Source organism: Mesorhizobium sp. M8A.F.Ca.ET.218.01.1.1 (assembly GCF_004791165.1).
Classification (GTDB): domain Bacteria; phylum Pseudomonadota; class Alphaproteobacteria; order Rhizobiales; family Rhizobiaceae; genus Mesorhizobium.
Genome location: NZ_SRUZ01000001.1, coordinates 93,574 through 117,626, shown reverse-complemented (window position 1 = coordinate 117,626; position 24,053 = coordinate 93,574). Strand labels below are relative to the sequence as shown.

Sequence of the window (24,053 nt, the reverse complement as noted above, 5' to 3'; positions counted from 1 at the left end):
CAGTCCCGGCTGATTTTGGAAAATCGTTCGTCGCATCTGCGTGAAGATCGGTTCAAAAGAGAAAAATCCGTTCGGTGTTCTCCTCCCATTTCGCTGAACGGTGTTCCCCTCTGAAGGTTGTGACCTTCTTTTGGCCGGGCGTTTCGCGCCCGGCCATTTTTCTTTCCGCCTTGCGCGTTGCCGGTGCGGCGTTGATCCGGCAGACTTCGGCATGCGCCAACCGTTGCAATCAGTGGAAGAAGGAGAGGTCACATGACATCCAATGTCGCCGTCATTGCCGGAGCGGGTTCTGGATTGAGCGCATCGCTGGCGCGTCTTCTCGCCAGGGAAGGGTTCCAAATCGTCCTGGCCGCTCGAAATATCGAGAAGCTCGGTGCATTGCAGGCGCAAGCCGGCGCGCAAGCCGTGGCGACGGATGTCTCGGATCCGGCCTCGGTGGAGCAGCTGTTTGATGTCGCCGACAAGGCTGGCCCGCTTTCCCTCGTGATTTTCAACGCCAGCGGCCGCGCTCGCGGCCCGATAGCAGAGCTCGATCCCGAGGCGGTCCGTCAGGCGCTATTGGTCGGGGCCTATGGTGGGTTCTTGGTGGCTCAGCAGGCGGCCCGCCGGATGCTGGCCTTGGGCTCGGGGTCGATCCTTTTCACCGGCGCGACGGCAAGCGTGAAGGGGTTCGCCGGGTCTGCCGGCTTTGCCATGCCCAAATTCGGATTGCGCGGGCTGGCGCAATCCATGGCCCGTGAACTGGCGCCCAAGAACATTCACGTCGCGCATTTCATCATCGACGGGGCCATCGCCTCGGCCGCGTCTGGACAGGAGTCCGAGCTGCAGGACCGCCGGCTGTCGCCGGATGCGATCGCCGCGGCCTATCTCTCCATCCACCGCCAGCACCGCAGCGCCTGGACCTGGGAAATGGAGCTCAGGCCATGGGTCGAAAACTTCTGACCGCATCAGCGATCCATGCGACCTTTGCATGGCTCGTGTGCACAGGCCTTGAGGAGAGTCGACATCGCATGAGGATGTCACTATATAGCGGCGGCTTCGATGGCTCGCGCCTTGAAGCGTAACGTCATAAGGCGGCTGCAGCGACAGCCATTGAGATACGAAACGGACTGGAAGCCGTAAAAGGTAGAAGCAATTGCTCGGAGCGGGCAGATCCCGCCAACGGTACAGTCCTTCAGAATCAGAAAATGTTCTTCACCCCTCGATTTCCTTCGGCTCTGTGGACCCTGGACGGCATTGGCTTGCCGGCTGGCCGCGACTCGGCTGGAATGGGAGCATGCATCCTTTGCGGGATGCCGACGTTTATGATTACCAACCGGCTTTGCCGCCAGGGAAAAGCAGTATGAGTGAACATGCGATCGAGTTCTTGCGGGGATGGATCGGTGAAAAGGTCCATTGCCAGTCCCACGCCAGGATCGAGAAACAGGCCGAGACATTGGCCCGCGAATGCGCCGCCAAGGCAGCCGAGGTCGGCATACCGCTGGAGGACATCCAGGAGGAAGTCGGCGACATCCAGGAATTGATCGCTTCCCGGCTCGAGGAAGCTGCCGAGGCGGACGAAAACCAGCAGGCTTCCAGCAAGGCCGCGGAATAGATTTTCAGGGACAATCCTGTCTGAAAGCGCGGGCCGTTCGGCCCGCGTTTTCGTCTCAGCCGAACTTTTCTTTCAACCACGTCTTTGGCAGCGCCGGCACGAAATTGCCGTCGCGGCCGGTCATGTCGTCATTGGCGACCAGGGCGTTGAGGATCGATTCCTCCACCGCCTGGATCACCGCGTCGAAGAACGGGTCGATGTCTGCGTCGGGAATGAAATCGGCGCTGGCGATGCGGCCAGACAGCCCCAGCGCCGCGGCGGGATTGGCCGTCGAGAAGGCGAGGAAGATGTCGCCCGAACTGTGATAGCCGAAGCCGCCGGTCATGGCGACGCCGAGCGGCACACGCCGTGCCAGCCGCTTCATCTGGTGCGGCAGGAACGGCGCGTCGGTGGCGATGACGGCGATGATCGAACCCTTTTCCGCGCGCGACGTGGCTTCGCGGATCGCTGGTTCGGTGAGTTCGGGATCGGCGCGCCGGCCACGCATCGTGAAATTGTGCCGCTTGCCGAAATTCGACTGCACGAAAGCGCCGGCCGTGTAGGTGCGCCCCTGCCATGCGACGATGCGCGATGCCGTGCCCGAGCCTGCCTTGAAGCCGAAGGTGATCATGCCGGTGCCGCCGCCGACGCTGCCTTCCTCGACCGGTCCGCCGGCCGCGCCGTCGAGCGCCTCGGTGACATGCTCCGATGTCAGATGGTGGCCGTTTATGTCGTTGAGAAACCCGTCATAGGTCTCCGCCGCCACCGGCAAACCCCAGGCGCTGTCGATCGCGGCCGGCAGCACCCGGTTCATCCAGCGCAGCGTGCCGTCACGCGAAACACCGCAGGAATGCGTGTTGGTGATGGTGATCGGGAAGTTGAAAGCACCGGTTTCCTCGATGATGTGCGAGCCGGTCAGCTCGCCATTGCCGTTTTGGCTGAAGATGCCGGCGAAGACCGGCGTCGCCAGCTCGGCGCGAGGCCTGGGCAGGATGGCGGTCACGCCGGTGCGCACCGGTCCCTTGCCGACGACAAGCGCACCATCGCCTGAAATCAGCGTCGTATAGCCGACCGCGACCCCTGGCACGTCGGTGATCGCATTGAACGGCCCAGGCGTGCCGTCGAAGTCGATATTGAAGCTTCGCGCGCGCGGCTTGCCCGACGGTGTTGCCAGATGGTGCGGATTGTCGGTCATGCTCTTAGAACAAGGATCCCTGATTGCCGGGTTCTCTCGTCTTGGCAACTGGGGCCTTGGCCGCGGGCCTGGCGGCGGGCTTTGGCCGCGCCGCGCCGCTGGTTGCCACCGCATCGGCAGTGCCGTCGGCGAACTCCAGCGAAAGCGCCATACCCGACGCCACGTCCGCGGCCTGCTTGATGACGGCGCCGTCGGCATCCTTCACCAGCACGAAGCCGCGCGCCAGGACGGCCTTGTGCGACAACGTCGCCATCAGCCGGTCGGCCTGGATGATGCGGCCGCGCAACCGCTCCAGCCTAAGCAGCATCGCCTGGCCGCCGCGTCGCGTCAAAGCGGTCAGCAAATCTCTATGAACACGTTGCCGCCGTGCTGTCGGCTCGATCGTGATGCGGCCCTGCAGCAAAGCCAGTTGCTGCCTGTGCCGTTGCAGCGATGCCTTGGCGCATTTTGGCAACTGATCCGCTGCACGATTGAGTTCCGCCCGCCGGCTTCTCGCCAGAGTACGCAGCGCCCGTTGCGCACGCAAAAGATTACGGTCGTTGGTGCGCCGCGCCTCGGCAATCCGCTGCGACAGCATCGCCGGCGTCAATTTTACGGCGAAGAATCGTGCCCGCTTGCGCTCGGTGGAAACCATCAGGCCACGGCCGAGCCTCGACGTCGCTTCGTCGAGGCGCCGGCGCGGCAGCGCCAGCAATTGATCGGGCGAAGGCAGCGCACGCGCTGCTGCACGTGTTGCTTGCCGCTTGCGCTCGAAATTGCGCAGGACGGCTGCCTTGAGCCGTGCGCCGAGGCTGGCCAGCGTCGCTTCGAGGTCCGCCTTCACCGGTACGGCGATTTCGGCCGCGCCTGTCGGTGTTGGCGCCCGCACATCGGCGACGAGGTCGATCAGCGTCCAATCGGTCTCGTGGCCGACCGCCGAGATCACCGGAATGCCCGAGGCGGCGACGGCGCGGGCGAGTGCCTCGTCGTTGAAGCCCCACAGATCTTCCAGGCTGCCGCCACCGCGCGCGACGATCAAGAGATCGGGACGCTGGATAGGGCTGTCCCATGCCAGCGCGTTGAAACCGGTCACGGCATTGGTCACTTCCGCACTCGCCGTGTCGCCCTGCACGCGCACCGGCCAGACCAGCACATGCAGCGGAAAGCGGTCCTTGATGCGGTGGATGATGTCGCGGATGACCGAGCCGGTCGGCGAGGTGACGACGCCGATGACGCGGGGCATGAACGGCAGCCGGCGTTTGCGGCCCGCATCGAAAAGCCCTTCCGCCTGCAGTCGGCGCTTGCGCTCCTCGAGCAGCGCCATCAGCGCCCCGGCGCCGGCCGGCTCCAGATTGTCGATGACGATCTGGTAGTTGGACTTGCCGGGATAGGTGGTGAGTTTGCCGGTGGCGATCACCTCCATCCCTTCCTCGGGACGGAATTTCAGCCGGCTCATCGTGCCTTTCCACACCACGGCGTCGAGCCGGGCGCGGTCGTCCTTCAGCGCGAAATAGGCGTGACCCGAGGAATGCGGCCCGCGATAGCCCGAAATTTCGCCGCGCACCCGCACATTGCCGAAGACGTCCTCGACCGTGCGCTTCAGCGCGCCCGATATCTCGCTCACCGTGTATTCGGTGGCGTTGGTGCGTGATTCGGATGCTGCTTCGCTCATTGGCCGATTGGGGGCTGGTTGAGCGCCGACGTCAAGGCGGCCATGTCAGCCCCGATATTGATGATCCGCATCTACCAGCCCGGCAGGATCTGGTTCGGCTTGCTCCGCTTCATCTTGGCGAAGGCGAGGGCCGCGAAGTCGAACGTTCCCGTTTCCTCGCCAAGCGGGATCGAGATGTTGTCCAGGCTTTCCGAAATATGGCGGGCAAGCGCATCGACAATCTCCGGCCGCGAGGTCTGGCCGCGCATGATGCCGATGCGGCAGTCCGGCAGGGCGCCGAAGCCATCGGCTTCGCCCAGCACCCGCATGCCAGGCCTGAGCGCGCATTCCGGCAGCACCGAGACCGCCAGGCCGGACAGCACGGCCGCGGTGATCACGGTCGCCGAGAAGCTGGTGAACAGGATGCGGTAGTCGCGGTTCTGCTGGTCCAGCACGTCGACGGCGGCGCGCCGCCAGATGCAGTTCGGCCGGCCGAAGGCCATCGGCAGGATTTCCTGCTCGTGCGTCGCGTGGTTGGCCGAGGATACCCACAGCAGCGGCTCACGTCGCACGACTTCCGACTGGCCGCGCACATCATTGTGCGTCACCAGCGCCAGGTCGAGATTGCCGCGCTTGATGTGTTCGACCAGTCCCGGCGTCGGCTCGCAGATGACGGTCAGTTCGACGCGCGGATTGGAGCGGGTGAAACGTGCCATGATTTCCGGCAGGAAACGATCTGCATAGTCGTCCGGCGTGCCGATGCGGATCGTGCCTTCGAGCCGCTGGTCGTCGAAGGCGGCGAGCGTCTCGCGGTTGAGATAGAGCAGCCGCCTTGCATAGGAGAGCAGCTTGTCGCCTTCCTCCGTCAGCCGGTTGGTGCGCCCCTCCTTCTCGAACAGCGGCTTGCCGATCCGCTCCTCCAGCCGGCGCATCTGCATCGACACCGCCGACTGGGTTCGGTGCACTTCTTCCGCTGCGCGCGTGAAGCTGCCAGTGTCGGCGATCGAGATGAAGGTCTGCAATTGATCGAGATCGAGCGGCGCTTTCATCGACATGATCCATCACTAGTGTTGATGCCAAAGATTAAAAACATTCGTTGGATTAATCAATCGGTCGATGGCAAATTCGCATTGTCCACATGAAGGCATGTGAATCGAAGCCGGAACGGCCGCTGTCGCCAGCGCCGATCGTCGGGTTTCGTCTGTTCGAGTCTGAAGGAGACCGACATGACCACGATCGATTTCGCCACCGAGACCTCGCGCATCACTTCGCGTCCGTCCGTTGCGGCGCGCGTGGTCAACACGGCCTTCAATATCTACCGCGCCTGGAAAAACCGCCGTGCTTTCTACCGCCTGGGCGAGATGTCGGATGCCGAGCTTGCCGATATCGGCCTGACGCGCGCCGACCTGCATGTCGCGATCGACGTGCCGTTCGGCCGCGATCCGACGGCAATCCTGCGTGAGATCGCCAGCGACCGCGTGGAAACGATCGAGGATATCGCCCGCAAGGTAGCCTGATTGGTTCAGTTTCGGTCTTGTTGAACCTTTCTGCGGTTCAGCGCGACCAAGGTTCATGCAGGCTCCCCACTCCCTGCCGGTTCCCCGCCGGCCTGCCTGCACGCTGCCCGGTCCTCCCAAGGACCGGGCTTTTCTTTTCTAGCTTGCCGGGAAATGGCTTTGGCCTGACGCCTATCGCCGGTCCATGTCTCGCTTGAACTGGTCGAAGATCGTTTCCACGCCCTTCTGGTAGTCGTCACGCTGCTGGGCGCCGGTCTCGAACATCTTGCCGAAAATGTCGTCGAACGGGTTCCGAGGCCGGCCGCTTGGATTGACCTGCGGCTGTGGTGCCTGGCGCGGCTGCGGCTGCGGCGCTTCAGGCTGTGGCCCCGGCTGCCCGCCGGGCAGGCCGAAGCCTCCGCCTCCGCCTTGCCGCAGCATCTCCTCGAAGATTTTCCCAAGCGGGTTGTCGCCGTATGGGCTCTGCGTCTGCTGGGGCTGGGGTCGGCTTTGTGGTTGCTGTGGCGCGCCGCCGCCGAACATATCCTGCAGCACCTTGCCGAGCGGATTGTCGCCATAGGGATTTGGCGCCGGCTGCGGCTGGCTTTGTGGTTGCGGTGAGCCGCCGCCGAACATGTCCTGCAAGACCTTGCCGAGCGGGTTGTCCATGGGGTTCTGAGGCGACGGCGCCTGGCGCTGTTGTGGCGCCGGCGCCTGCATGCCGCCCTGCCGCATCATCTGCTCGATGATCTCGCCCAGTGGATTGTTGCCGCCGCCACCCAGACCAGCCGCTGCCTGCATCTGGCTTGTCGTCTGCTTGAACAGTCCGCCCATTACCATCGACGCGATCGCGGGCAGCATCTGTTGCAGCACTTGCTGGCTGACGCCGCTCGCCTGCGCCGCCTGGCTGGCCACGGCACGCGACAAATCCTTCGACCCGAACAGATGGCCCAGAATGCCGTTGCCCTCGTCGACGCCTTGCGGTGAGAAGGCGCGCGTCGCGTCCTCGAAATACTTGGCGTGCTGGCCGCTTGCCATCGCCGTCATGAAGGCGCCGAGCCCATAGGGATCGGCGGTGTTGCGCTGCAACCCTTGTGAAAAGGCCGGCAGCAGTGCGGCGACCGCCGCCTGTGTCTGCTGCAGCGAAAGCCCGTATTGTTGGGCAAGCGCCTGCATGCCGTTGCCGTTCTGGGCCTGCGTCAGCATGTCGAACAAGGTAGGCATCGGCTTCTCCTCCGGGAAATCCTCGAAGAGAGCCTAATTCGTTTCAACGCCCGATTGAAGCGGCTTTTGCCGCCCGTCAGCGCGCGGGGTTAATAGGCATATTCCATGAATACAGGCTCGATCGAGCCACCCCAGCGCGTGTGATAGGCCGACAGCATCTCCTCGGCGCTGGTGGTGCCGCGCGCCACGACCTCGTCGAGCGTGTTCAGGAACGAGGTTTCGTCGTAGCCGTCGCGGTTCTTCTTGCCGCGGTTCTTCAGCCCGGTGCGCGAAATGGTCATGACGTCGCGGGCGACCTCGCGCAGCGTGGTGTTGCGGAAGGGTGCGGAAATGCCGAGTTCAGGCACGGCATTGCGCATCGCCAGCACTTCCTTGTAGGTCCAGCTCGACGTCAACGCCTCGGCGGCATCGAGCGCCGCCTCGTCGTAAAGCAGGCCGACCCAGAAAGCCGGCAGCGCGCAGATGCGCCGCCAGGGGCCGCCATCGGCGCCGCGCATTTCCAGGAAACGCTTCAGCCGCACGTCGGGGAACAAGGTCGACAGGTGGTTCGCCCAGTCGCCCATCGTCGGCAGCCCGTCCGGCACTTCGTTGCGCGCGGCCCCGGCCATGAACTGGCGGAAGGTGATATGCGTCATGTCGTGATAGTGGCCGTCGCGGATGACGAAATACATCGGCACGTCGAGCGCCCATTCGACATAGTCGGCGAAGCCGAAATCGGGCGAGAAGCAGAATTCGAGCAGGCCGGAGCGTTGGTTGTCGGTGTCGCGCCAGATGTCGCCGCGCCAGCTCTGCAGCCCGTTCGGCCGGCTGTCGGTGAAGGGCGAGTTGGCGAACAGCGCCGTCGACAGCGGCTGCAGCTTCAGCGACACCTGCATCTTGCGGCGCATGTCGGCTTCGCTCTCGAAGTCGAGGTTAACCTGGATCGTACAGGTGCGATACATCATGTCGAGACCCTTGGTGCCGACCTTGGGCATGTAACGCGTCATGATTTCATAACGCGACTTCGGCATTTTCGGCGTTTCGGCCAGCGACCATTTCGGGCTGCCGCCGAGGCCGAGGAAGCGGATGCCCATCGGCTCGGCGATCTCGCGCACCTGCGCCAGGTGGGCATTGCCCTCGCGGCAGGTCTGGTGGATCGTTTCCAGCGGCGCGCCGGAGAGTTCGAACTGGCCGCCAGGCTCAAGCGAGATCGCGCCCTGGCCTGTCGGCTCGACCAGGCCGATGATGCGGCCGTCATCGATGATGGGATCCCAGCCCAGCTTGTTCTGCATGCCTTCGAGGATGGCGCGGATGCCGCGCTCGCCGCCGTAAGGCACCGGTGCGTTGCCATCGACATAGAACGGGAATTTCTCGTGCTCGGTGCCGATGCGCCATTTTTCGCGCGGCTTGTTGCCTTCGGCTAGATGCTCGACAAGCTCGTCTACGCCTTCGATTGGCCGGAAATCGGTTGTGTCGCGCGCCATTTTCAAGCCCTCAAAGGCGGTTGGACCCACCGCCGGCGCTAAATGGACGAAATGTCAGTAGCCGATCAAGCGAAAAATCCTGAGCCACAGGTCAAGAGGAATTGAAGACCTCGGCCCGCGAGCACCTCTTGCAACAGACAACGTCCTACCAGTCGCCAATTGTCGCCTGCATCGCCGCGAGCGCGGCCACGGCCGCGGTGTCGGCGCGCAGGATGCGCGGCCCGAGCGGAATGGCGGTTACGAAGGGGAGGGCGCGGAGCATCTTGCGCTCCTCGTCGGAAAAGCCGCCCTCGGGCCCGACCAGCAAAGCGAGCTTCTTCTCCCTTACTGCCTGCAAGGCAGGCAGTGGGTTGTTGGTCGAGGCGTCCTCGTCGCAGAAGATCAGCCGCCTTTCCTTGTCCCAGCCGGTCAGCAGGCGCTCGAATTTTTCCGCCTCGCGAACTTCCGGCACAGCCAGGATGCCGCATTGCTCGGCGGCCTCGACGACATTGGCGCGCAGGCGATCGATGGAAGGCTTTGCCACCTGCGTGTGCTGGGTGATGACCGGTTGCAGGATGCCGGCGCCCATCTCGACCGCCTTTTGCACCAGATAGTCGAGCCGGCCCTGCTTCAGCGGCGCGAAGCAATAGATGAGGTCGGGCAAGGGCGGTTGCGGTCTTTGCGGCGCCAGTACTTTCAGCCGCACCGACCGCTTGGATTTCGCTGATATCGCCGCCGACCACTCGCCGTCGCGGCCATTGAAGACAAGGATCTCGGCGCCTTCGGCGAGCCGCAGCACATGCAGGAGATAATGGCTCTGCTGCTGGCCGGGTTCGAACTCGATGTCTGGTCCGAGGTCGTCGGGCACGAACAGACGTTGCATCTTGTAGTTGGCGCGCATGGCCGAGGAATGAGCGAGACGGCCGCCTGCGTCAAGCCTTGGCGGAAGGATGCCACACGGGTTGAAAGCCATGGCGCAGCACGGCAAGCGTCGTTTCCGGGGTCAGCAGCACAAGCGTCTCGTCCCCGAAATGATCAGGGCTGGTTGGCGGGCCGTATCCGGCAAAAGTCCATGGCAATATCTTGCCGTGGCGCAAGGCACAGGCGCTGCCGCCAGCTGCGATCATCGCGCCGTCGGGCAGGCCGGCAAGCGCATCCATCGCGACCGCAGACCGCTTGCCGCCCGACGCCAGCCGCTCCTTATGCAGCCGCTTGTCGACCTGTGGCGCGCGCGGCTCGGCAATACCGAAGGCTTGGCCGAAGCGATGGACAAAATCCTTGGCCCGTTCACGTTGGCAAAAGAAACAGGGGCGATGTCCGGCGGCGAGCGCCGTCACCTCGTCGAGGAAGAACAATTCGGTCCAGCCGGCCTTGCCACCGGGCCGGTTGCGGCCCATCGGCTCGCGCTGCACATTGCGGAATTGGCACACGCAGATGATCCAGGCCGGAAGCGCCCAGCGCTTTTTCAGGAGCGTCTTTGTCGCGGGGGCGTGGATGATGCCGCGATTGCCGGTGAACAGGCCGCGCTCCGGCACGGCGTGAATGGCGCCGAACGGATCGACCCGGTTCTGCAGTGGCATAGTTTTCTCCTGGGATACGCATCTTGGCTGAAACGCCGGCGCCATGATATCGCTCGCGACAGCATTTTCATGTCAGCAGGGTTTTTCGATGCGGGTGCTGGTAGTCCAGAACTACGACAATACCGGGCTCGGCCAAGTCGGTGCGGCACTGGCCGAAGCGGGTGCCGATCTTGATGTGCGGCTTCCCTATAAGGGTGATGCGCTGCCACGGGACGCAACCGGCCACGATGCCATGGTGGTGCTCGGCGGCGGCCAGAACGCGCTGGCCGACGAAGAATATCCCTATTTCCCGGCGCTGCTCGAACTGACCCGCGATTTCGCTGGCAAGGACCGCGCCGTGCTCGGTATCTGTCTCGGCAGTCAACTCGTCGCTCGCGCCTTTGGCGGCGCGAACCGCATCGGCGGGGCCAACGAATTCGGCTGGCGCGGCGTGTCGCTGACGGCCGATGCCAAGGCCGATCCGGTGTTGGCTGAGCTGCCGGAAAAGTTCCCGATCTTCCAGTGGCACGACGACACGTTCGAGCTGCCGGAGGACGCCGTGCGGCTCGCCGGCAACGATGTCGCCGAAAACCAGGCGTTTCGCGTCGGCCGCGCCGTCTACGGCTTCCAGTTCCATTTCGAGGCCGACCGGCCGATGGTGAAGGACTGGAGCTCCTCCTTCGCGCCGACCATCGCCGCGCGCCATCCCGACTGGGCCGGCAAGCTCGACGGTGAAATGGCCAGCAACGGCCCTGACGCCGATGCCGCTGGTCTGGCCATCGCCCGTGCCTGGGTGGCGACGATCTAGAGCAATTCCAGGAAAAGTGTGTAGCGGTTTTCCCGGGAGAAGCGCGCAGCGCTTCCCCTTGGGAATTGCGTAAAAACAAGAAGTTAGAGCGGGTCAGAGATTCTATCAAACTCTGATCCGCTCTAAACGTCCGTTCATGCTCCGCGTGACATAATTGGCACGCGGCCGTGAAACCGTTTGGGGAAAACCCCTTTCATCCTTGGCTTGTGTCCGCCCGCCATCCTAGAAGGCGCGCGCCCTATGTCGGCTGTGCAACCGGGATGAACCTTTTGTGTGACCCGTGCGACACACCATCGATACAGAACACACCTAGAAGCGCGAAATCGTCGAAACTTTGACACGTATTTTCCGTTTCAACGCATTGGTAACCGCCTCGTGCACAGATGCAGGAAGCTCAACAAGAGATGACCTCCGTGAAAGCAGCGCTTCTGTCCTTTGCCATGCTGTCCGCCATCGTACTTTGCGGTCTTGGTATTTATGCCGCCGATGCCGCCAACAACCACAATGCGGTTGACGGCTACGGCGTCACCGCCTCCCTGCGCTAAGCCAGGGCATCCCTCGCGCCCGGATCCCTCGCGCCCTTGGGCACCGGGGCCGTTAAGGCTCCCTTATCGATATTTCCAGGATGCGTTTGTCCGCGCCGTCAACGACGAGCGCGGTAAGCATGCCTGACTGCCAGGCAAGCGTGTCGACATTGACGCGGTTGGCCATCACTTCCGCCTCGGGGACCGGTGTGTGGCCGTGCACCACGATCTTCGGGAAGAGGCCGGTGTGATCGTGGAAAACGTCACGGATCCAGATCAGGTCCTGCGGGCTTTGCTTTTCCAGGGGAATACCCGGCCTGATGCCGGCATGGCAGAAGAAGAAGTCGCCTGATGTCACCGAGAGTGGCAGCGACCGCAGGAAGTCGACATGGCTTTGCGGCACCGCTTCGAGCAGGGCTTGATGACCCTTGCGCATGGCTGATTCCGCCTTGCCGAACCAGGCGCCGTTGCCGCTGTTGATCGTCACTCCGTAGGATTGCGCGGTCTGGATGCCGCCAAAACGGATGAAGAGCCCTTCCGGGTCGGGTGTCTTGAGAAAGTCGAGAAAGCCGATGTCGTGATTGCCGGCCAGCATCAGGTTTCGCGGATCGCGTTCGCGTGCCTCGATCAGGAAGTCGACGACGCCCTTGGAGTCCGGTCCGCGATCGACATAGTCGCCAAGATGGATGATGCGCCAGTCGGCGACCCTGTCCCTCGCAATCTCGGCCTCGATCTGGCCATGCATGGCGGCCAGCAGGTCGACCCGGCCATGCACGTCGCCGATCGCGTACAGACGCACGCCGTCCGGCCCGTGTGCGTCGAGGAAATGGATGCCGGGTTCCGCCAAGGTCTGGGTATCTCCGTGGTCAGATGTCACTGACTTAGCGTCGGAGCTGCTCCTTGCCCATGTCGGTGACCAGACGCTTTCCGCACAGCGCCAGCGTGATGTCCATCTCCTTGCGGATGATTTCCAACGCTTTGGTAACCCCTTCCTTGCCGAGCGCGCCCAGGCCGTAAAGAAATGGCCGGCCGATATAGGTGCCCTTGGCGCCCAGGCAGAGCGCTTTCAACACGTCCTGGCCGGAGCGGATGCCGCCGTCCATATGCACTTCTATTCTGTCGCCGACCGCATCGGCGATTTCTTCCAGAACCATGATCGACGACGACGCGCCATCGAGCTGGCGCCCGCCATGGTTGGAAACGATGATGGCATCGGCGCCGGTCTTGGCCGCCATCAGCGCATCTTCCTTGTCGAGGATGCCCTTGAGGATCAGCTTGCCGCCCCAGCGCTCCTTGATCCAGGCGACGTCCTTCCACGACAGCTGCGGATCGAACTGCTCCGTCGTCCAGGACGACAGCGAAGAGACGTCGCCGACGCCCTTGGCGTGGCCGACGATGTTGCGGAAGGTGCGGCGCTTGGTGCCGGCTATGCCCAGGCACCAGCGCGGCTTTGAGGCCAGGTCGATGATGTTGGCCAACGTCATCTTGGGCGGCGCCGAAAGCCCGTTGCGGACATCCTTGTGGCGCTGGCCGAGGACCTGCAGGTCGAGCGTCAGCACCAGCGCCGAGCACTTCGCCGCCTTCGCCCGGTCGATCAAATCGAGCACGAAATCCTTGTCGCGCAGCACATAGAGCTGGAACCAGAACGGTTTCTTCGTCACCGAGGCGACATCCTCGATCGAACAGATGCTCATCGTCGAGAGCGTGAACGGCACGCCGAATTCCTCTGCCGCCTGCGCTGCCAGCATCTCGCCGTCGGCATGCTGCATGCCGGTCATGCCGGTCGGCGCCAGCGCCACCGGCATCGACACTTTCTGGCCGATCATGGTCGATTCCAGCGAGCGGTTGCTCATGTCGACCAGCACGCGCTGGCGGAACTTGATCTTCTGAAAGTCTTCCTCGTTCGCCCGGTAGGTGCTCTCGGTCCAGGCGCCCGAGTCGGCATAGTCGAAGAACATCTTGGGCACGCGCCGGCGCGCGAGATCCTTGAGGTCTGCGATGGTCAGAATGTCGCTCATGGTGGTCCCCGCTTGATCGAATTGATTAGGAGCGTCTGCGCGCTGGTTCGCCGTCGCCGGCTTCCGAACGCTGCCTCAGCCTCAGCCGCGACACGCGTTGCCAGTCGCCGCTGCGTTCGGCTTCCGCCATCGAACGCTCGACATAGGTCATGTGGTCCATCGCCGCCTGGCGGGCGCCGGCCGGATCGCCGGCCTTGACCGCGGTGTGGATCGCCCGGTGCTGCGCCAGCAGCGCCTCGCGCGCGCCGGGCACGGTGAACACCAGGAGCCGGTTCTGGAACACGCCTTCCGACAGCAGCCGGTAGCAGGAGCGCAGTGTGTGCAGAAGCAGGATGTTGTGCGCGCATTCGCAGATCGCATGATGGAATTCGACGTCGATCTCGGCCTCGTCGTCGAAATCGCCGGTACGATGCGCCTCGTCCATGCGCGCCATGATGCGATCGAGCAAGGCAAGGTCCTCCGGTGTGGCGCGCCGCGCCGCGTATTCGGCGGCTATGCCTTCGATCTCGCGGCGGTATTCCAGATAGTCGGTCACCGCCTTGCGATGCGTCGAGATCAGGTCCGCCACCGGCTTGGTGAACAACTGGCCGATAATGTCGGCGACGTGCGTGCCGCCGCCCGGACGGGTCGACAGCAGGCCGCGCGCTTCGAGCGCCTTCAGCGCGTCGCGCAGGATGGGCCGCGACACATCGAACTGGCGTGCCAGTTCGCGCTCGCCCGGCAGCCGGTCGCCGGTGCGCAGCACGCCTTCGAGGATGAGGCTTTCGATCTGCTGCACCACCTCGTCGGCGGTGCGCGAATGCTCGATCCTGGAGAAAATGTCGCTCAAAGGAAGCGCCTGGAGAAGGGAATGATGTCGCGCAGATTAGAGCCTCTGTCGCCAACTGGTCAAATTATTTATCCAATTCGTCTCGTTCGGTCGATTTTCGCGCCGCGCCGGCATATCGCCTCGCGCTAAATTTTGCTGTTTACGTCCCTTGCCGATTGCCGCAAGACGACGCCATTGCACGAAGGGTCGAAACCAGGGGGACCAGACGTGTCGGACGAGACGTCCAATCTTGAATTCCAGCCGCGCAGCCAGGGCAGCGTCATGGGCTTTCCGGCGCATGAAGGCCGGCCCGGCGCGCTCGGCGAGGTTCACGCCCGCCCCCATCCGCTGGTCGAGAAGCCGCGCGTGCTTGTCCAACTCTCCTTCATGACCGAAGGCGGCTCAGCGGTCGACCACGCCGTGCTTTCGGAACTGTCGCGCCGTCTCGGCATCGCCGCTCCCGAGCGTCACGCCCGCCACCACGCCATGAAATGGGGCAAGGGGACGCTGCGCTGGGAGCGGCACACGGAATTCTCGACCTATCTCTGGGAAGGGCCGCTGGCCGAGAATGGCCGGGGGCAAGAGGATTCGCCCTTTGGCAATGGCTTTTCGCCGCCGGGAACCGTCATCTCGGGCATCCGGCTCGAGATCCGCAAATGGACGCAGGCGAGCGAGAGGCAGGTCGCCGGCTTCGACCCGACCAGCCTCTGTTACTCGCTTGTCGAGCGTGGCAGCGCGGCCATCGTCACCGACTTCCGCCAGGACGGCGACGGCATGACCCGCATGCTGGTGCTCGACCGCGGCCTGACCCCGGCCAGCACCGGCGCGCTGTCGCAGCGGCTGATCGACATCGAGACCTACCGCACGCTTGCCATGCTCGGCCTGCCGCTGGCGCTCACCTTGTCCGGCCGCGCCCGCCGCATCGAGGACCGCTTGGCGCAGACGACGCTGGAAATGAAGGTCGCCGAGACCCGCGACAACCAGACGCTGCTCGCCGGTCTGACGGAGCTTGCCGCCGAACTGGAGGCCGATGCCGCTTCCAGCCTCTACCGCTTCGGCGCCAGCCGCGCCTATGACGGCATCGTCACGGAAAGACTGGAGGCGCTGGATGAGGAGCCCGTGCAGGGCTACGACACCTGGGCGGGCTTTCTGCTGCGGCGCATGGCGCCAGCCATGCGCACCTGCCGCTCGGTCGAGGAGCGCCAGGCCAATTTGTCGCGCAAGCTGACCCGTGCCACCACGCTGCTGCGGACCTGGGTCGACGTCGAGGTCGAGAAGCAGAACCGCGACCTGCTCGCCTCGATGAACAACCGCGCCCGCCTGCAACTGCGGCTGCAGCAGACCGTCGAAGGCCTTTCGGTCGCCGCCGTCTCCTATTACGTTGTCGGCCTCATCGGCTATGTCGCCAAGGGCGCGTCGGTCTTTGGCCACGCCTTCGCGCCCGAGGTCGTCACCGCCGCCTCGGTGCCGTTCGCCATCCTGCTGGTCTGGTGGGGCGTGCGCCGCGTGCGACGGATGCATTCCGAGCCGGCGAAACATCCGGGCGAATAGTCCGCGCCATGCTTCGGACGCAACGGATGTGCAGCGGCAGATTGCCGCTGCGGAAGCTTTGCCTGCATCCGCCGCCCTGACGCCACCAAAGCAAGATTTGCAACAAATGCCGCTAGCTGGTAAATCATTTTTACCAGTCGAGTGGAGGAAGCGCCGATGTCCGGCCTTGCCATGCCCAAGCCAGACGCCGAGACGCTGCGCCGGCGCAGCGAAATCGTCGCCGACATGCGCATCATCGTGCCGGGCGAGGGCGTGGTCGACGCGGCCAATGAAATGCGTGCCTTCGAAAGCGATGGCCTGACCGCCTACCGGCAACTGCCGCTGGTCGTGGTGCTGCCCGAGACGGTGGCGCAGGTTTCGCGCGTGCTGAAATACTGCGTCGACCGCAACATCCGCGTCGTGCCGCGCGGATCGGGCACCTCGCTGTCGGGCGGCGCGCTGCCGCTGGAGGACGCGGTGCTGCTCGTCATGAGCCGGTTCAACCGCATTCTCGAGATCGATTTTCCCGACCGCATCGTCGTCGCCCAGCCCGGCGTCACCAATCTCGGCATCACGTCAGCCGTCGAGCAGGAGGGGTTTTACTACGCCCCCGATCCATCCTCCCAGATCGCCTGCTCGATCGGTGGCAACGTGGCGGAGAACTCCGGCGGCGTGCACTGCCTGAAATACGGCCTCACCGCCAACAATGTGCTCGGCATCGAGATGGTTCTGATGAATGGCGAGGTGGTGCGGCTCGGCGGCGGTCACCTCGACGCCGAGGGCTATGACCTGCTCGGCGTCATGACCGGTTCGGAAGGCCTGCTCGGCGTCGTCACCGAGGTCACCGTGCGCATCCTGAAGAAGCCGGAGACGGCGCGCGCCCTGCTGATCGGCTTTCCGACCAGCGAGCAGGGGGGCCAGTGCGTCGCCGACATCATCGGCGCCGGCATCATTCCGGGCGGCATGGAAATGATGGACCGGCCGGCGATCCATGCCGCCGAGGATTTCGTCCATGCCGGCTATCCCCTCGACGTCGAGGCGCTGCTGATCGTCGAGCTCGATGGCCCCGGCGTCGAGGTCGATCATCTGATCACGGCGGTCGAGGCGATCGCCATCGCCAACGGCTCGACCACGTGCCGCATCTCGCAGTCCGAGCAGGAGCGGCTGAGTTTCTGGGCCGGTCGCAAGGCGGCCTTCCCCGCCGTTGGCCGCGTCTCGCCCGATTACTACTGCATGGACGGCACCATCCCGCGCAAGGAACTGCCGCGCGTGTTGGCCGGCATGCGCGAGCTGTCGGAAAAATACGGTCTCGGCGTCGCCAACGTTTTCCACGCCGGCGACGGCAATCTGCATCCGCTCATTCTCTACGATGCCAACGTGCCGGGCGAACTCGACAAGGCCGAAAGCTTCGGCGCCGACATTTTGCGGCTCTGCGTCAAGGTCGGTGGCGTGCTCACCGGCGAGCATGGCGTGGGGGTCGAGAAGCGCGACCTGATGCCGGAAATGTTCAACCAGGTCGACCTCGACCAGCAAATGCGCGTCAAATGCGCTTTCGACCCCAACCATCTTCTCAATCCCGGCAAGGTCTTCCCGCAGCTGCGCCGCTGCGCCGAACTGGGCCGCATGCACGTGCATCGGGGCCAAGTGGCGTTCCCGGACATTCCGAGGTTTTGAGCGGATATGTCGGCGCGCGAACACCCCCCTCTGTCCTGCCGGACATCTCGCCCTCAAGGGGGGAGATTGGCTGTTTGTGCGCTTCGGCTTTTCTTCAACGCAGAAGATTGGCGAAACCCTGCGCGACATCTGATCGCCCCCCTTGAGGGGGAGATGTCCGGCAGGACAGAGGGGGGCGCGACGGAACTCGGCCTATCCTGTCTCCCCCACTTCGCGGGGGCGAGGAAAGGCGCGAACTCATGACCACCTTCACCCCACTTACCCCAGCCGAAGTCCTCTCCACCGTTGCCTGGGCGGCGGCGGAGGAAACATCGCTCGAAATCCTCGGCCACGGCTCCAAGCGCGGCATCGGTCGTCCGTTGCAGACCGAGCATACACTCGACCTGTCGAAACTCTCAGGCGTGACCCTCTACGAACCCGCCGAACTGGTGCTGTCGGCAAAGGCCGGCACGCCGCTGGCCGATATCGAAAGGCTGCTGGCGGACAACGGTCAGCAGTTCGCCTTCGAGCCGATGGATTACGGCCCGCTGCTCGGCGGCGAGCCGGGAAAAGGCACCATTGGCGGCGTGCTCGGCGCCAACCTGTCCGGTCCGCGCCGGCTGAAGGCGGGCGCCGCGCGCGATCATATTCTCGGCATCAACGTCGTCTCCGGTCGGGGCGAAGCGTTCAAGTCGGGCGGCCGCGTGGTCAAGAACGTCACCGGCTACGATCTGTCGAAGCTGATGGCCAACAGCTGGGGTACATTGGCCGTCTTCACCGACCTCACCTTCAAGGTGCTGCCAGCCGCCGAGACCGAAGTCACGCTCGCCGTCCGTGGCCTGCTCGACGATGCCGCCTGCGCCGCCATGGCCCTGGCGCTCGGCTCCAGCGCCGAAGTGTCGAGTGCCGCCCATTTGCCGGAGCGCATTGCCGCGCGCGTCGCGGGCGGAGCGCTCGGCACTGAAGCCGCCACGCTGCTGCGCGTCGAAGGCTTTGGCCCGTCCGTTGACTATCGCATTGCAGCGCTGAAAACACTGCTCGGCAAGGCCGGCCCGCTGGACGAGATTACCAGCGAGACCTCCAAGGCAATCTGGCGTGATATCAGGGATATCAGGCCCTTCGCGGACGGCAGCGGGAAGCCGGTCTGGCGGGTCTCTATGACGCCTGCGCAGGGCCACCAGATGGTCCTGACGCTGCGCATGCAGGCCGCCGTCAGCGCCTTCTATGACTGGCAGGGTGGGCTGGTGTGGCTGCGTATGGAAGAGGGGGATCCGGAAGCCGCTTTGCTGCGCGGTCTCTTGAGAAAACACGGCGGCGGCCACGCGACGCTGGTGCGCGCCGCGCCTGCCCACCGCGCTGCCTTGCCGGTGTTCGAACCGCAGGCGCCGGCGCTGGCGGCACTCAGCCAGCGGCTGAAGCAGGAATTCGATCCGAAGAACATCCTCAATCCCGGCCGCATGGCCTAGGACATCAGAGATGCAGACCAATTTTTCGCCCGCACAGCTAGCTAATCCGCATGTCGCCGAGTCCGAAAAAATCCTGCGCAAATGTGTCCATTGCGGCTTCTGCACCGCCACCTGCCCGACCTATGTGACGCTTGGCAACGAGCTCGATTCGCCGCGCGGGCGCATCTACCTGATCAAGGACATGCTGGAGAACGGCCGTCCCGCCGACAAGGAAATCGTCACCCATATCGATCGTTGCCTGTCCTGCCTCGCCTGCATGACGACATGCCCCTCAGGCGTGAACTACATGCATCTGGTCGACCATGCCCGCGCCCATATCCAGCAAACCTACAAGCGGCCGCTGCTCGACCGGTTGACCCGCGCCATGCTCGCCTTCGTACTGCCCTATCCCCGTCGCTTCCGCGCCGCGCTCAAACTAGCGAAGCTCGGCAAGCCGTTCATCGGCCTGTTCGAAAAAATCCCGGCGCTGAAGCCGCTCGGCGCGATGCTCAAGCTCGCGCCGGCATCAATCCCGGCAGCCTCGCCGATGGCCTTGCCGGGCATCCATGCCGGACAGTTAGCGAAAAGAGGACGCGTGGCCATCCTGACCGGCTGCGCGCAATCGGTGCTGGATCCCGGCATCAACGATACGGCCATCTCGCTGCTGACACGGCTCGGCGTCGAGGTTGTGGTGCCGCCGGGCGAGGGCTGCTGCGGCGCACTGGTTCATCATATGGGACGGGAGGAAGCCGCTCTTGCTTCGGCCAGGCAGAATGTCGATGCCTGGACCCGTGCCATCGATAAGGGCGGGCTCGACGCCATCATCATCACCGCGTCGGGCTGCGGCACGACGATCAAGGATTACGGCTTCATGCTGCGGCTCGATCCGGCCTATGCCGACAAGGCCGCGCGCGTGTCGGCGCTTGCCAAGGACATCACCGAGTATCTGTCCGCCATCGATCTGCCCGAACCGGTGCGCAAGCCGGGCGCGGTCGTCGCCTATCACTCGGCCTGCTCGATGCAGCACGGCCAGAAGATCACGCGTCAGCCGAAGGAACTGCTCGCCAGGGCCGGTTTCATCGTGCGCGAGCCGCGCGAGGGCCATCTCTGTTGTGGCTCGGCCGGCACCTACAACATTCTGCAGCCCGAGATTTCGGCCAGGCTGCGCGACCGCAAGGTGAAAAACATCGAGGCGACGGGCGCCGCGATCGTCGCCACGGGCAATATCGGCTGCATCACGCAGATCGCGTCCGCTGCCAGGATGCCGGTGGTGCACACGGTCAAGCTGCTCGACTGGGCCTATGGCGGGCCGCGACCGGAAGGCGTCTCCGAGGAAAGGCTGGTTGCGGCTGAGTAGCGCGGCGTTGCCCCTGTCAGAGTTACGGCAAATCCCCCTCATCCGGCCGCTTCGCGGCCACCTTCTCCCCGTCGGGGAGAAGAGGTTGACGCCGGCGGTGATAGTCTCCTCTCCCCTCGGGGAGAGGTCAGCCGAGCAAAGCGGAGGCTGGGTGAGGGGGGTGACGCCGCCCTGTCTTATTCCGCCGCCAGCCTGTCGGCCGTGCCGTAGGTCGCCTCGTAGAGCGCGCGCTGGCGGCTGAGCGCGACCATCGTGTTGCGCAGCAAGATGGCCACCGTGATCGGGCCGACGCCGCCTGGAACCGGGGTGATCCAGGAGGCCACGTGCTTGACGCTGTCGGTGTCGACGTCGCCGACGACGCGGCTGGTGCCATCAGGCCCGATTTCGGAATTGATGCCGATGTCGATGACGGCCGCACCTGGCTTCACCATGTCGGCCTTGATCAGCCTTGGCTTGCCGACGGCGACGAACAGCGCGTCGGCGCGCCGCGCATGGGCGGCGACCGACCGGGTCATGTGATGGCAGACCGTCACGGTCGCGCCTTCGCTCATCAACAGGAAGGCGATCGGCTTGCCGACGATTTCCGAATGGCCGACGACGACCACTTCCAGTCCCTTGAGGTCGAGGCCGGTTTCCTTGAGCAGTTCGACCGAGGCCGCGGCCGTGCAGGGCGCGAGGTCGAGCTGGTTGTAGACGATGTTGCCGATCGAGGCCGGGTGCATGCCCTCGACATCCTTCAGCGGATGCACCGCTGCCTGCAGCGTCTTGACCGGGATATGCGCGGGAACCGGCCGCTGGATGATGATGCCGGTGACGCGCGGATCGGCGTTCAGCCCGTGGATGGCTGCTTCCAGCTCACCCGAGGTGATGGTGGCGGGAAAGCGCCGCTCCTCGAAATCGATGCCGGCGAGCTGAGCCTTGGCGCGCTGGTTGCGTACATAGACATCGACCGCGTCGGTATCGCCGACGGTGATCGAGATCAGCTTGGGCGGGAAACCCTCGGCTTTGGCAATGGCCGCGTCCTCGCGCACGGCGGCGATGATGCGCTGGGCGACCGGGCCGCCCTTGAGATAGCGGCTGTCGTCGGAGAGGGACATAGCTCGAACCTTTGGTGGGAAGATTGTGCACTGCAATAGCAGAGCATGGCCCGGAAATCAGCCCTGAAAGCGAAACACCGTGCCTCCGGGGCGACCTGTCGCACCGTGAAACGAAAAGGGCAGCCCGGTTACCCGTGCTGCCCTCTCGTGACTGGCCGTATCCCCACACGGCCCGTCCCCCGTTAACTCGCCGCCAGTCTAAGCACGTCTTCCAGAAGCGCGCTATGGCTTGAGGGCAACAGCGCGCAAAAACCTGCTCAGCACTGCTTAACCGGCTGATTCGCTATCATTATATCACCTCGACCGTGGTTCCGACATTGACCCGCTCATAAAGGTCGACCACGTCCTCGTTGCGCATGCGGATGCAGCCCGACGACACCGCGCCGCCGATCGTCCAGGGCTGGTTGGTGCCGTGGATGCGGTACTCCGTCGTGCCGATATAGAGCGCGCGCGCGCCGAGCGGGTTTTCCATCCCGCCGGCCAGATAAGTCGGCAGGTAGCGGCCCTTGGCCGCCTCGCGCTTGATCATCTCCGCAGGCGGACGCCAGTCCGGCCAGACGCGCTTGTTGGTGATCTTGTGGGTGCCCGACCATTCGAAGCCGGGCTTGCCGGTGCCGACGCCGTAACGCCGCGCCTTGCCGTTCTTCTCGACCAGATAGAGGAAATTCTGCGTGGTATCGATGACGATGGTGCCTGGCTTCTGGCCTCCGTCATAAGCGACTTCCTGCGGCAGGTAGACCGGGTTGATCTGCGGGCGCATGACCATGCGCTTGGCCGGCGCCTGCACGCCCGCCGTCTGCACACGGTCGGGCTGCGCGGTGCGCTGGCGCGGCTGCTGCACGGCCTGTCGGTTCTGCCGCACGATGCCCGGCGCATGGCCAAGCTGCAGCACCCAGGGCGCGGAAAGGTCGGGGCTCACCATCACCGGCGGCCTGTCGGCATAGCGGTCGTCGGCAAGGGAGGGCATGACGCTTGCGGCAAGCACCGCCGCGCTGAACAACGGAAGCAGGAATTTCATCGGGAACGCACCTTGATAGCCTGATACGCCGGGCAAGAACGCTCCCGGTTTGCGCGATCATTGGCGGCGAGCAGCAACCGAAACATGAATCGGAATGCGTAAAATGCGGTTCTGTCAGTAAACCTTTTGGTGTGGTTACCGCCGGGTTCAGGAATCTGGTAAAGCCACGGTAAAAGCAGCGCGGAAGCGCGTTAACGGATGGATCTCTTGAGATGAGCAATGAAAACACCGGCCTGCTTGCCGGTCCTGACGGTGTCGTGCGCTGCTTCTGGCATGGCAATCTGCCCGACTATCTGCACTACCACGACCATGAATGGGGCCGGCCGGTGGCCGACGACCGTAGGCTGTTCGAGAAGATCTGCCTCGAAGGGTTTCAGTCGGGCCTCTCATGGCTGACCATTTTGCGCAAGCGGGAGAATTTTCGCGAGGCCTTCGCCGGCTTCGACTTCGACAAGGTCGCCGCCTTCACCGACAAGGATGTGGAACGCCTGCTCGGCAATGCCGGTATCATCCGCCATCGCGGCAAGATCGTCTCGACCATCAACAACGCCAAACGCGCCCGCGAAATGGTCGACGAGTTCGGCTCGCTGGCCGCCTGGTTCTGGAGGTTCGAACCCGGCAAGGAGGAACGGCCGCAAACCGTCGATCTCGCCCATCTGCGCGCCAACCCGACCACCGCGGTTTCCGTGCGGATTTCGAAGGACCTGAAGAAGCGAGGCTGGAGCTTCGTCGGCCCGACCACGGTCTACGCCTTCATGCAGGCCATGGGGCTGGTCAACGACCATCTCGAAGGCTGTGTATGCCGCAAGCAGGTCGAGAAGCAGCGGAAGGCTTTCAAGCGGCCGAAATAGCTGCTTTTTCCTTCTCCCCGTTCACGGGGAGAAGGTGGCCGAAGGCCGGATGAGGGGCGGCGCCGACCTTGCCAGGTGTCGCGCTGCCCTCACTTCTCGAACCGTCCCTTGTGTCCGCTGCCATTGATGTCCCACACCAGGCTGCGGCCTGAAATGCTCAGCACAAGGCCGCTGAAACCGCTGTCGTCGGGCGTATGATGCGTCGATGCCGAACTGCGTCCGGCGGGGATGACCTCGACCGTCGAGCCCTTTTTCACCCAACAGCCCTTACCGTACTGGTCATTGGCGCCATAGGCGAGCATGAACTCGAAGCTGCCGTCCTTCTTCAGCAGCAGTTCGGAGCCGACCTCCATGACGCCGCGCAGGTAGTAATGGCCGGCAAGGCCCGCGTCCCCCGGCTTGCAGCCTGCGGCGCTGGCCGGATTGGCCGCCCCAAGTAAAAACGCGCAGCCAAGCGCGTATGCGTAGCCCAGTCGCATGCTCAATCCCCTGATCAAGAATGAAAATCGCATCCAGCGAAACGGACGGTTTCAGGTGCCGTTGGCGCCGGCCAGGAACAGCCCGGCGACGATTGCCGCCACGGTGGCCACTGTCGGATAGATCACCAGCAGGCCGGTCACCAGGGCGTCGCGCAGGGAAGATCCCTTGCCGGTGTCGGCGGGTACATCGAACGGCCCGGCCGCCTGGCCAGCCATTTTCGGTGCATGGGTGCCCGCAGGGCGCAAGCGTGTGGGCAGTTCACCGGCCTCGCCGTTGGCCTGGAATTCCGTTGCACTGGTCATGTCCTGAACCCCTTCGTTTCGATGCGCTGTATCGGCCGCGATT

Annotated in this window: 25 protein-coding genes; 10 read left to right on the top strand and 15 right to left on the bottom strand. The window is 64.2% G+C overall.

What is annotated here, in order from left to right; genetic code table 11:
* Window positions 1-52: 52 nt before the first annotated feature.
* Window positions 53-220, bottom strand: a complete 168-nt coding sequence (locus EN861_RS35270; protein ID WP_167531258.1) for a hypothetical protein — start codon at window positions 218-220, stop codon at window positions 53-55.
* Between the two features lie 32 nt (window positions 221-252).
* Here EN861_RS35270 and EN861_RS00610 point away from each other — a divergent pair, with 32 nt between their 5' ends.
* Window positions 253-942 carry an SDR family NAD(P)-dependent oxidoreductase gene (locus EN861_RS00610; RefSeq protein ID WP_135861819.1) on the top strand — a complete coding sequence of 230 codons (690 nt, stop codon included), beginning with the start codon at window positions 253-255 and terminating at the stop codon, window positions 940-942.
* Window positions 943-1,342: 400 nt separating this feature from the next.
* Window positions 1,343-1,594, top strand: coding sequence for a DUF768 domain-containing protein (locus tag EN861_RS00605; RefSeq protein ID WP_015316487.1), 252 nt, complete (start codon window positions 1,343-1,345; stop codon window positions 1,592-1,594).
* Between the two features lie 55 nt (window positions 1,595-1,649).
* Here EN861_RS00605 and EN861_RS00600 read toward each other — a convergent pair whose 3' ends face one another.
* From EN861_RS00600 to EN861_RS00590, 3 genes are all read right to left on the bottom strand, one after another.
* Window positions 1,650-2,768 (bottom strand): P1 family peptidase, encoded by a 1,119-nt coding sequence (locus tag EN861_RS00600; protein ID WP_127279163.1) that lies wholly within the window; start codon window positions 2,766-2,768, stop codon window positions 1,650-1,652.
* Window positions 2,769-2,772: 4 nt separating this feature from the next.
* Window positions 2,773-4,419, bottom strand: coding sequence for an exodeoxyribonuclease VII large subunit (gene xseA / locus EN861_RS00595; protein ID WP_127870920.1), 1,647 nt, complete (start codon window positions 4,417-4,419; stop codon window positions 2,773-2,775).
* Window positions 4,420-4,490: 71 nt separating this feature from the next.
* Window positions 4,491-5,447, bottom strand: a complete 957-nt coding sequence (locus tag EN861_RS00590) for a LysR substrate-binding domain-containing protein (RefSeq protein ID WP_127280522.1) — start codon at window positions 5,445-5,447, stop codon at window positions 4,491-4,493.
* Window positions 5,448-5,624: 177 nt separating this feature from the next.
* Here EN861_RS00590 and EN861_RS00585 point away from each other — a divergent pair, with 177 nt between their 5' ends.
* A complete protein-coding gene (locus EN861_RS00585; RefSeq protein WP_127280520.1) occupies window positions 5,625-5,915 on the top strand; it encodes a DUF1127 domain-containing protein in 291 nt (96 codons plus the stop codon).
* A gap of 171 nt (window positions 5,916-6,086) precedes the next feature.
* On the opposite strand, the gene EN861_RS00580 is transcribed toward EN861_RS00585, so the two are convergent.
* The 4 genes from EN861_RS00580 to EN861_RS00565 form a co-directional block, all read right to left on the bottom strand.
* Complete coding sequence (locus tag EN861_RS00580) at window positions 6,087-7,118, bottom strand: DUF937 domain-containing protein (protein ID WP_127280519.1); 1,032 nt, start codon at window positions 7,116-7,118, stop codon at window positions 6,087-6,089.
* 89 nt (window positions 7,119-7,207) lie between these two features.
* Window positions 7,208-8,581: a glutamate--cysteine ligase gene (locus EN861_RS00575; RefSeq protein WP_135861816.1), complete on the bottom strand. Its 1,374-nt coding sequence runs from the start codon at window positions 8,579-8,581 to the stop codon at window positions 7,208-7,210.
* 145 nt (window positions 8,582-8,726) lie between these two features.
* On the bottom strand, window positions 8,727-9,461 hold the full coding sequence (locus tag EN861_RS00570) for a 16S rRNA (uracil(1498)-N(3))-methyltransferase (protein WP_135861814.1): 735 nt from the start codon (window positions 9,459-9,461) through the stop codon (window positions 8,727-8,729).
* 31 nt (window positions 9,462-9,492) lie between these two features.
* Window positions 9,493-10,140 carry a hypothetical protein gene (locus EN861_RS00565; RefSeq protein WP_127279733.1) on the bottom strand — a complete coding sequence of 216 codons (648 nt, stop codon included), beginning with the start codon at window positions 10,138-10,140 and terminating at the stop codon, window positions 9,493-9,495.
* Window positions 10,141-10,228: 88 nt separating this feature from the next.
* On the opposite strand from EN861_RS00565, the gene EN861_RS00560 reads away from it, so the two are divergent.
* Entirely contained in the window at window positions 10,229-10,927 is a 699-nt protein-coding gene (locus EN861_RS00560) for a type 1 glutamine amidotransferase (protein WP_127279734.1), read from the top strand.
* Window positions 10,928-11,331: 404 nt separating this feature from the next.
* A complete protein-coding gene (locus EN861_RS00550) occupies window positions 11,332-11,472 on the top strand; it encodes a hypothetical protein (RefSeq protein WP_023782442.1) in 141 nt (46 codons plus the stop codon).
* Window positions 11,473-11,524: 52 nt separating this feature from the next.
* Here EN861_RS00550 and EN861_RS00545 read toward each other — a convergent pair whose 3' ends face one another.
* Genes EN861_RS00545 through EN861_RS00535 form a run of 3 tightly spaced genes read right to left on the bottom strand, consistent with a single transcriptional unit; the run spans window position 11,525 to window position 14,298 of the window.
* Window positions 11,525-12,298 carry a metallophosphoesterase gene (locus tag EN861_RS00545; RefSeq protein WP_127279736.1) on the bottom strand — a complete coding sequence of 258 codons (774 nt, stop codon included), beginning with the start codon at window positions 12,296-12,298 and terminating at the stop codon, window positions 11,525-11,527.
* A 34-nt stretch (window positions 12,299-12,332) separates the two neighbouring features.
* A complete protein-coding gene (locus tag EN861_RS00540; RefSeq protein WP_127279737.1) occupies window positions 12,333-13,469 on the bottom strand; it encodes an alpha-hydroxy acid oxidase in 1,137 nt (378 codons plus the stop codon).
* 25 nt (window positions 13,470-13,494) lie between these two features.
* On the bottom strand, window positions 13,495-14,298 hold the full coding sequence (locus tag EN861_RS00535) for an FCD domain-containing protein (protein WP_127279738.1): 804 nt from the start codon (window positions 14,296-14,298) through the stop codon (window positions 13,495-13,497).
* A 207-nt stretch (window positions 14,299-14,505) separates the two neighbouring features.
* Between EN861_RS00535 and EN861_RS00530 the strand changes: the two genes are divergently transcribed.
* From EN861_RS00530 to glcF, 4 genes are all read left to right on the top strand, one after another.
* The gene (locus EN861_RS00530) at window positions 14,506-15,828 is read left to right on the top strand and encodes a DUF3422 family protein (RefSeq protein ID WP_135861811.1); all 1,323 of its coding nucleotides are present in this window, start codon (window positions 14,506-14,508) and stop codon (window positions 15,826-15,828) included.
* A gap of 156 nt (window positions 15,829-15,984) precedes the next feature.
* Window positions 15,985-17,481, top strand: coding sequence for an FAD-linked oxidase C-terminal domain-containing protein (locus EN861_RS00525; protein ID WP_135861808.1), 1,497 nt, complete (start codon window positions 15,985-15,987; stop codon window positions 17,479-17,481).
* A 239-nt stretch (window positions 17,482-17,720) separates the two neighbouring features.
* Window positions 17,721-18,926 (top strand): FAD-binding protein, encoded by a 1,206-nt coding sequence (locus EN861_RS00515; RefSeq protein WP_127278589.1) that lies wholly within the window; start codon window positions 17,721-17,723, stop codon window positions 18,924-18,926.
* Between the two features lie 10 nt (window positions 18,927-18,936).
* Window positions 18,937-20,262 carry a glycolate oxidase subunit GlcF gene (gene glcF / locus EN861_RS00510; protein WP_135861806.1) on the top strand — a complete coding sequence of 442 codons (1,326 nt, stop codon included), beginning with the start codon at window positions 18,937-18,939 and terminating at the stop codon, window positions 20,260-20,262.
* Between the two features lie 176 nt (window positions 20,263-20,438).
* Here glcF and EN861_RS00505 read toward each other — a convergent pair whose 3' ends face one another.
* A complete protein-coding gene (locus EN861_RS00505; RefSeq protein ID WP_127278591.1) occupies window positions 20,439-21,359 on the bottom strand; it encodes a bifunctional 5,10-methylenetetrahydrofolate dehydrogenase/5,10-methenyltetrahydrofolate cyclohydrolase in 921 nt (306 codons plus the stop codon).
* A 289-nt stretch (window positions 21,360-21,648) separates the two neighbouring features.
* Window positions 21,649-22,377: a L,D-transpeptidase gene (locus EN861_RS00500; protein WP_127278592.1), complete on the bottom strand. Its 729-nt coding sequence runs from the start codon at window positions 22,375-22,377 to the stop codon at window positions 21,649-21,651.
* 212 nt (window positions 22,378-22,589) lie between these two features.
* Between EN861_RS00500 and EN861_RS00495 the strand changes: the two genes are divergently transcribed.
* A complete protein-coding gene (locus EN861_RS00495; RefSeq protein ID WP_127278593.1) occupies window positions 22,590-23,228 on the top strand; it encodes a DNA-3-methyladenine glycosylase I in 639 nt (212 codons plus the stop codon).
* A gap of 89 nt (window positions 23,229-23,317) precedes the next feature.
* Here EN861_RS00495 and EN861_RS00490 read toward each other — a convergent pair whose 3' ends face one another.
* Together EN861_RS00490 and EN861_RS00485 are read right to left on the bottom strand one after the other, a co-directional pair.
* Window positions 23,318-23,707: a hypothetical protein gene (locus tag EN861_RS00490; protein WP_127278594.1), complete on the bottom strand. Its 390-nt coding sequence runs from the start codon at window positions 23,705-23,707 to the stop codon at window positions 23,318-23,320.
* Between the two features lie 51 nt (window positions 23,708-23,758).
* Window positions 23,759-24,010 carry a hypothetical protein gene (locus EN861_RS00485; RefSeq protein ID WP_127278595.1) on the bottom strand — a complete coding sequence of 84 codons (252 nt, stop codon included), beginning with the start codon at window positions 24,008-24,010 and terminating at the stop codon, window positions 23,759-23,761.
* Window positions 24,011-24,053: the final 43 nt, after the last annotated feature.

Coding starts and splice junctions, on each gene's coding strand:
- EN861_RS00610 (WP_135861819.1), top strand. CDS start 253: ATGACATCCAATGTCGCCGTCATTGCCGGAGCGGGTTCTGGATTGAGC.
- EN861_RS00605 (WP_015316487.1), top strand. CDS start 1,343: ATGAGTGAACATGCGATCGAGTTCTTGCGGGGATGGATCGGTGAAAAG.
- EN861_RS00600 (WP_127279163.1), bottom strand. CDS start 2,768: ATGACCGACAATCCGCACCATCTGGCAACACCGTCGGGCAAGCCGCGC.
- xseA (WP_127870920.1), bottom strand. CDS start 4,419: ATGAGCGAAGCAGCATCCGAATCACGCACCAACGCCACCGAATACACG.
- EN861_RS00590 (WP_127280522.1), bottom strand. CDS start 5,447: ATGAAAGCGCCGCTCGATCTCGATCAATTGCAGACCTTCATCTCGATC.
- EN861_RS00585 (WP_127280520.1), top strand. CDS start 5,625: ATGACCACGATCGATTTCGCCACCGAGACCTCGCGCATCACTTCGCGT.
- EN861_RS00580 (WP_127280519.1), bottom strand. CDS start 7,118: ATGCCTACCTTGTTCGACATGCTGACGCAGGCCCAGAACGGCAACGGC.
- EN861_RS00575 (WP_135861816.1), bottom strand. CDS start 8,581: ATGGCGCGCGACACAACCGATTTCCGGCCAATCGAAGGCGTAGACGAG.
- EN861_RS00570 (WP_135861814.1), bottom strand. CDS start 9,461: ATGCGCGCCAACTACAAGATGCAACGTCTGTTCGTGCCCGACGACCTC.
- EN861_RS00565 (WP_127279733.1), bottom strand. CDS start 10,140: ATGCCACTGCAGAACCGGGTCGATCCGTTCGGCGCCATTCACGCCGTG.
- EN861_RS00560 (WP_127279734.1), top strand. CDS start 10,229: ATGCGGGTGCTGGTAGTCCAGAACTACGACAATACCGGGCTCGGCCAA.
- EN861_RS00550 (WP_023782442.1), top strand. CDS start 11,332: ATGACCTCCGTGAAAGCAGCGCTTCTGTCCTTTGCCATGCTGTCCGCC.
- EN861_RS00540 (WP_127279737.1), bottom strand. CDS start 13,469: ATGAGCGACATTCTGACCATCGCAGACCTCAAGGATCTCGCGCGCCGG.
- EN861_RS00525 (WP_135861808.1), top strand. CDS start 15,985: ATGTCCGGCCTTGCCATGCCCAAGCCAGACGCCGAGACGCTGCGCCGG.
- EN861_RS00515 (WP_127278589.1), top strand. CDS start 17,721: ATGACCACCTTCACCCCACTTACCCCAGCCGAAGTCCTCTCCACCGTT.
- glcF (WP_135861806.1), top strand. CDS start 18,937: ATGCAGACCAATTTTTCGCCCGCACAGCTAGCTAATCCGCATGTCGCC.
- EN861_RS00505 (WP_127278591.1), bottom strand. CDS start 21,359: ATGTCCCTCTCCGACGACAGCCGCTATCTCAAGGGCGGCCCGGTCGCC.
- EN861_RS00500 (WP_127278592.1), bottom strand. CDS start 22,377: ATGAAATTCCTGCTTCCGTTGTTCAGCGCGGCGGTGCTTGCCGCAAGC.
- EN861_RS00495 (WP_127278593.1), top strand. CDS start 22,590: ATGAGCAATGAAAACACCGGCCTGCTTGCCGGTCCTGACGGTGTCGTG.
- EN861_RS00490 (WP_127278594.1), bottom strand. CDS start 23,707: ATGCGACTGGGCTACGCATACGCGCTTGGCTGCGCGTTTTTACTTGGG.
- EN861_RS00485 (WP_127278595.1), bottom strand. CDS start 24,010: ATGACCAGTGCAACGGAATTCCAGGCCAACGGCGAGGCCGGTGAACTG.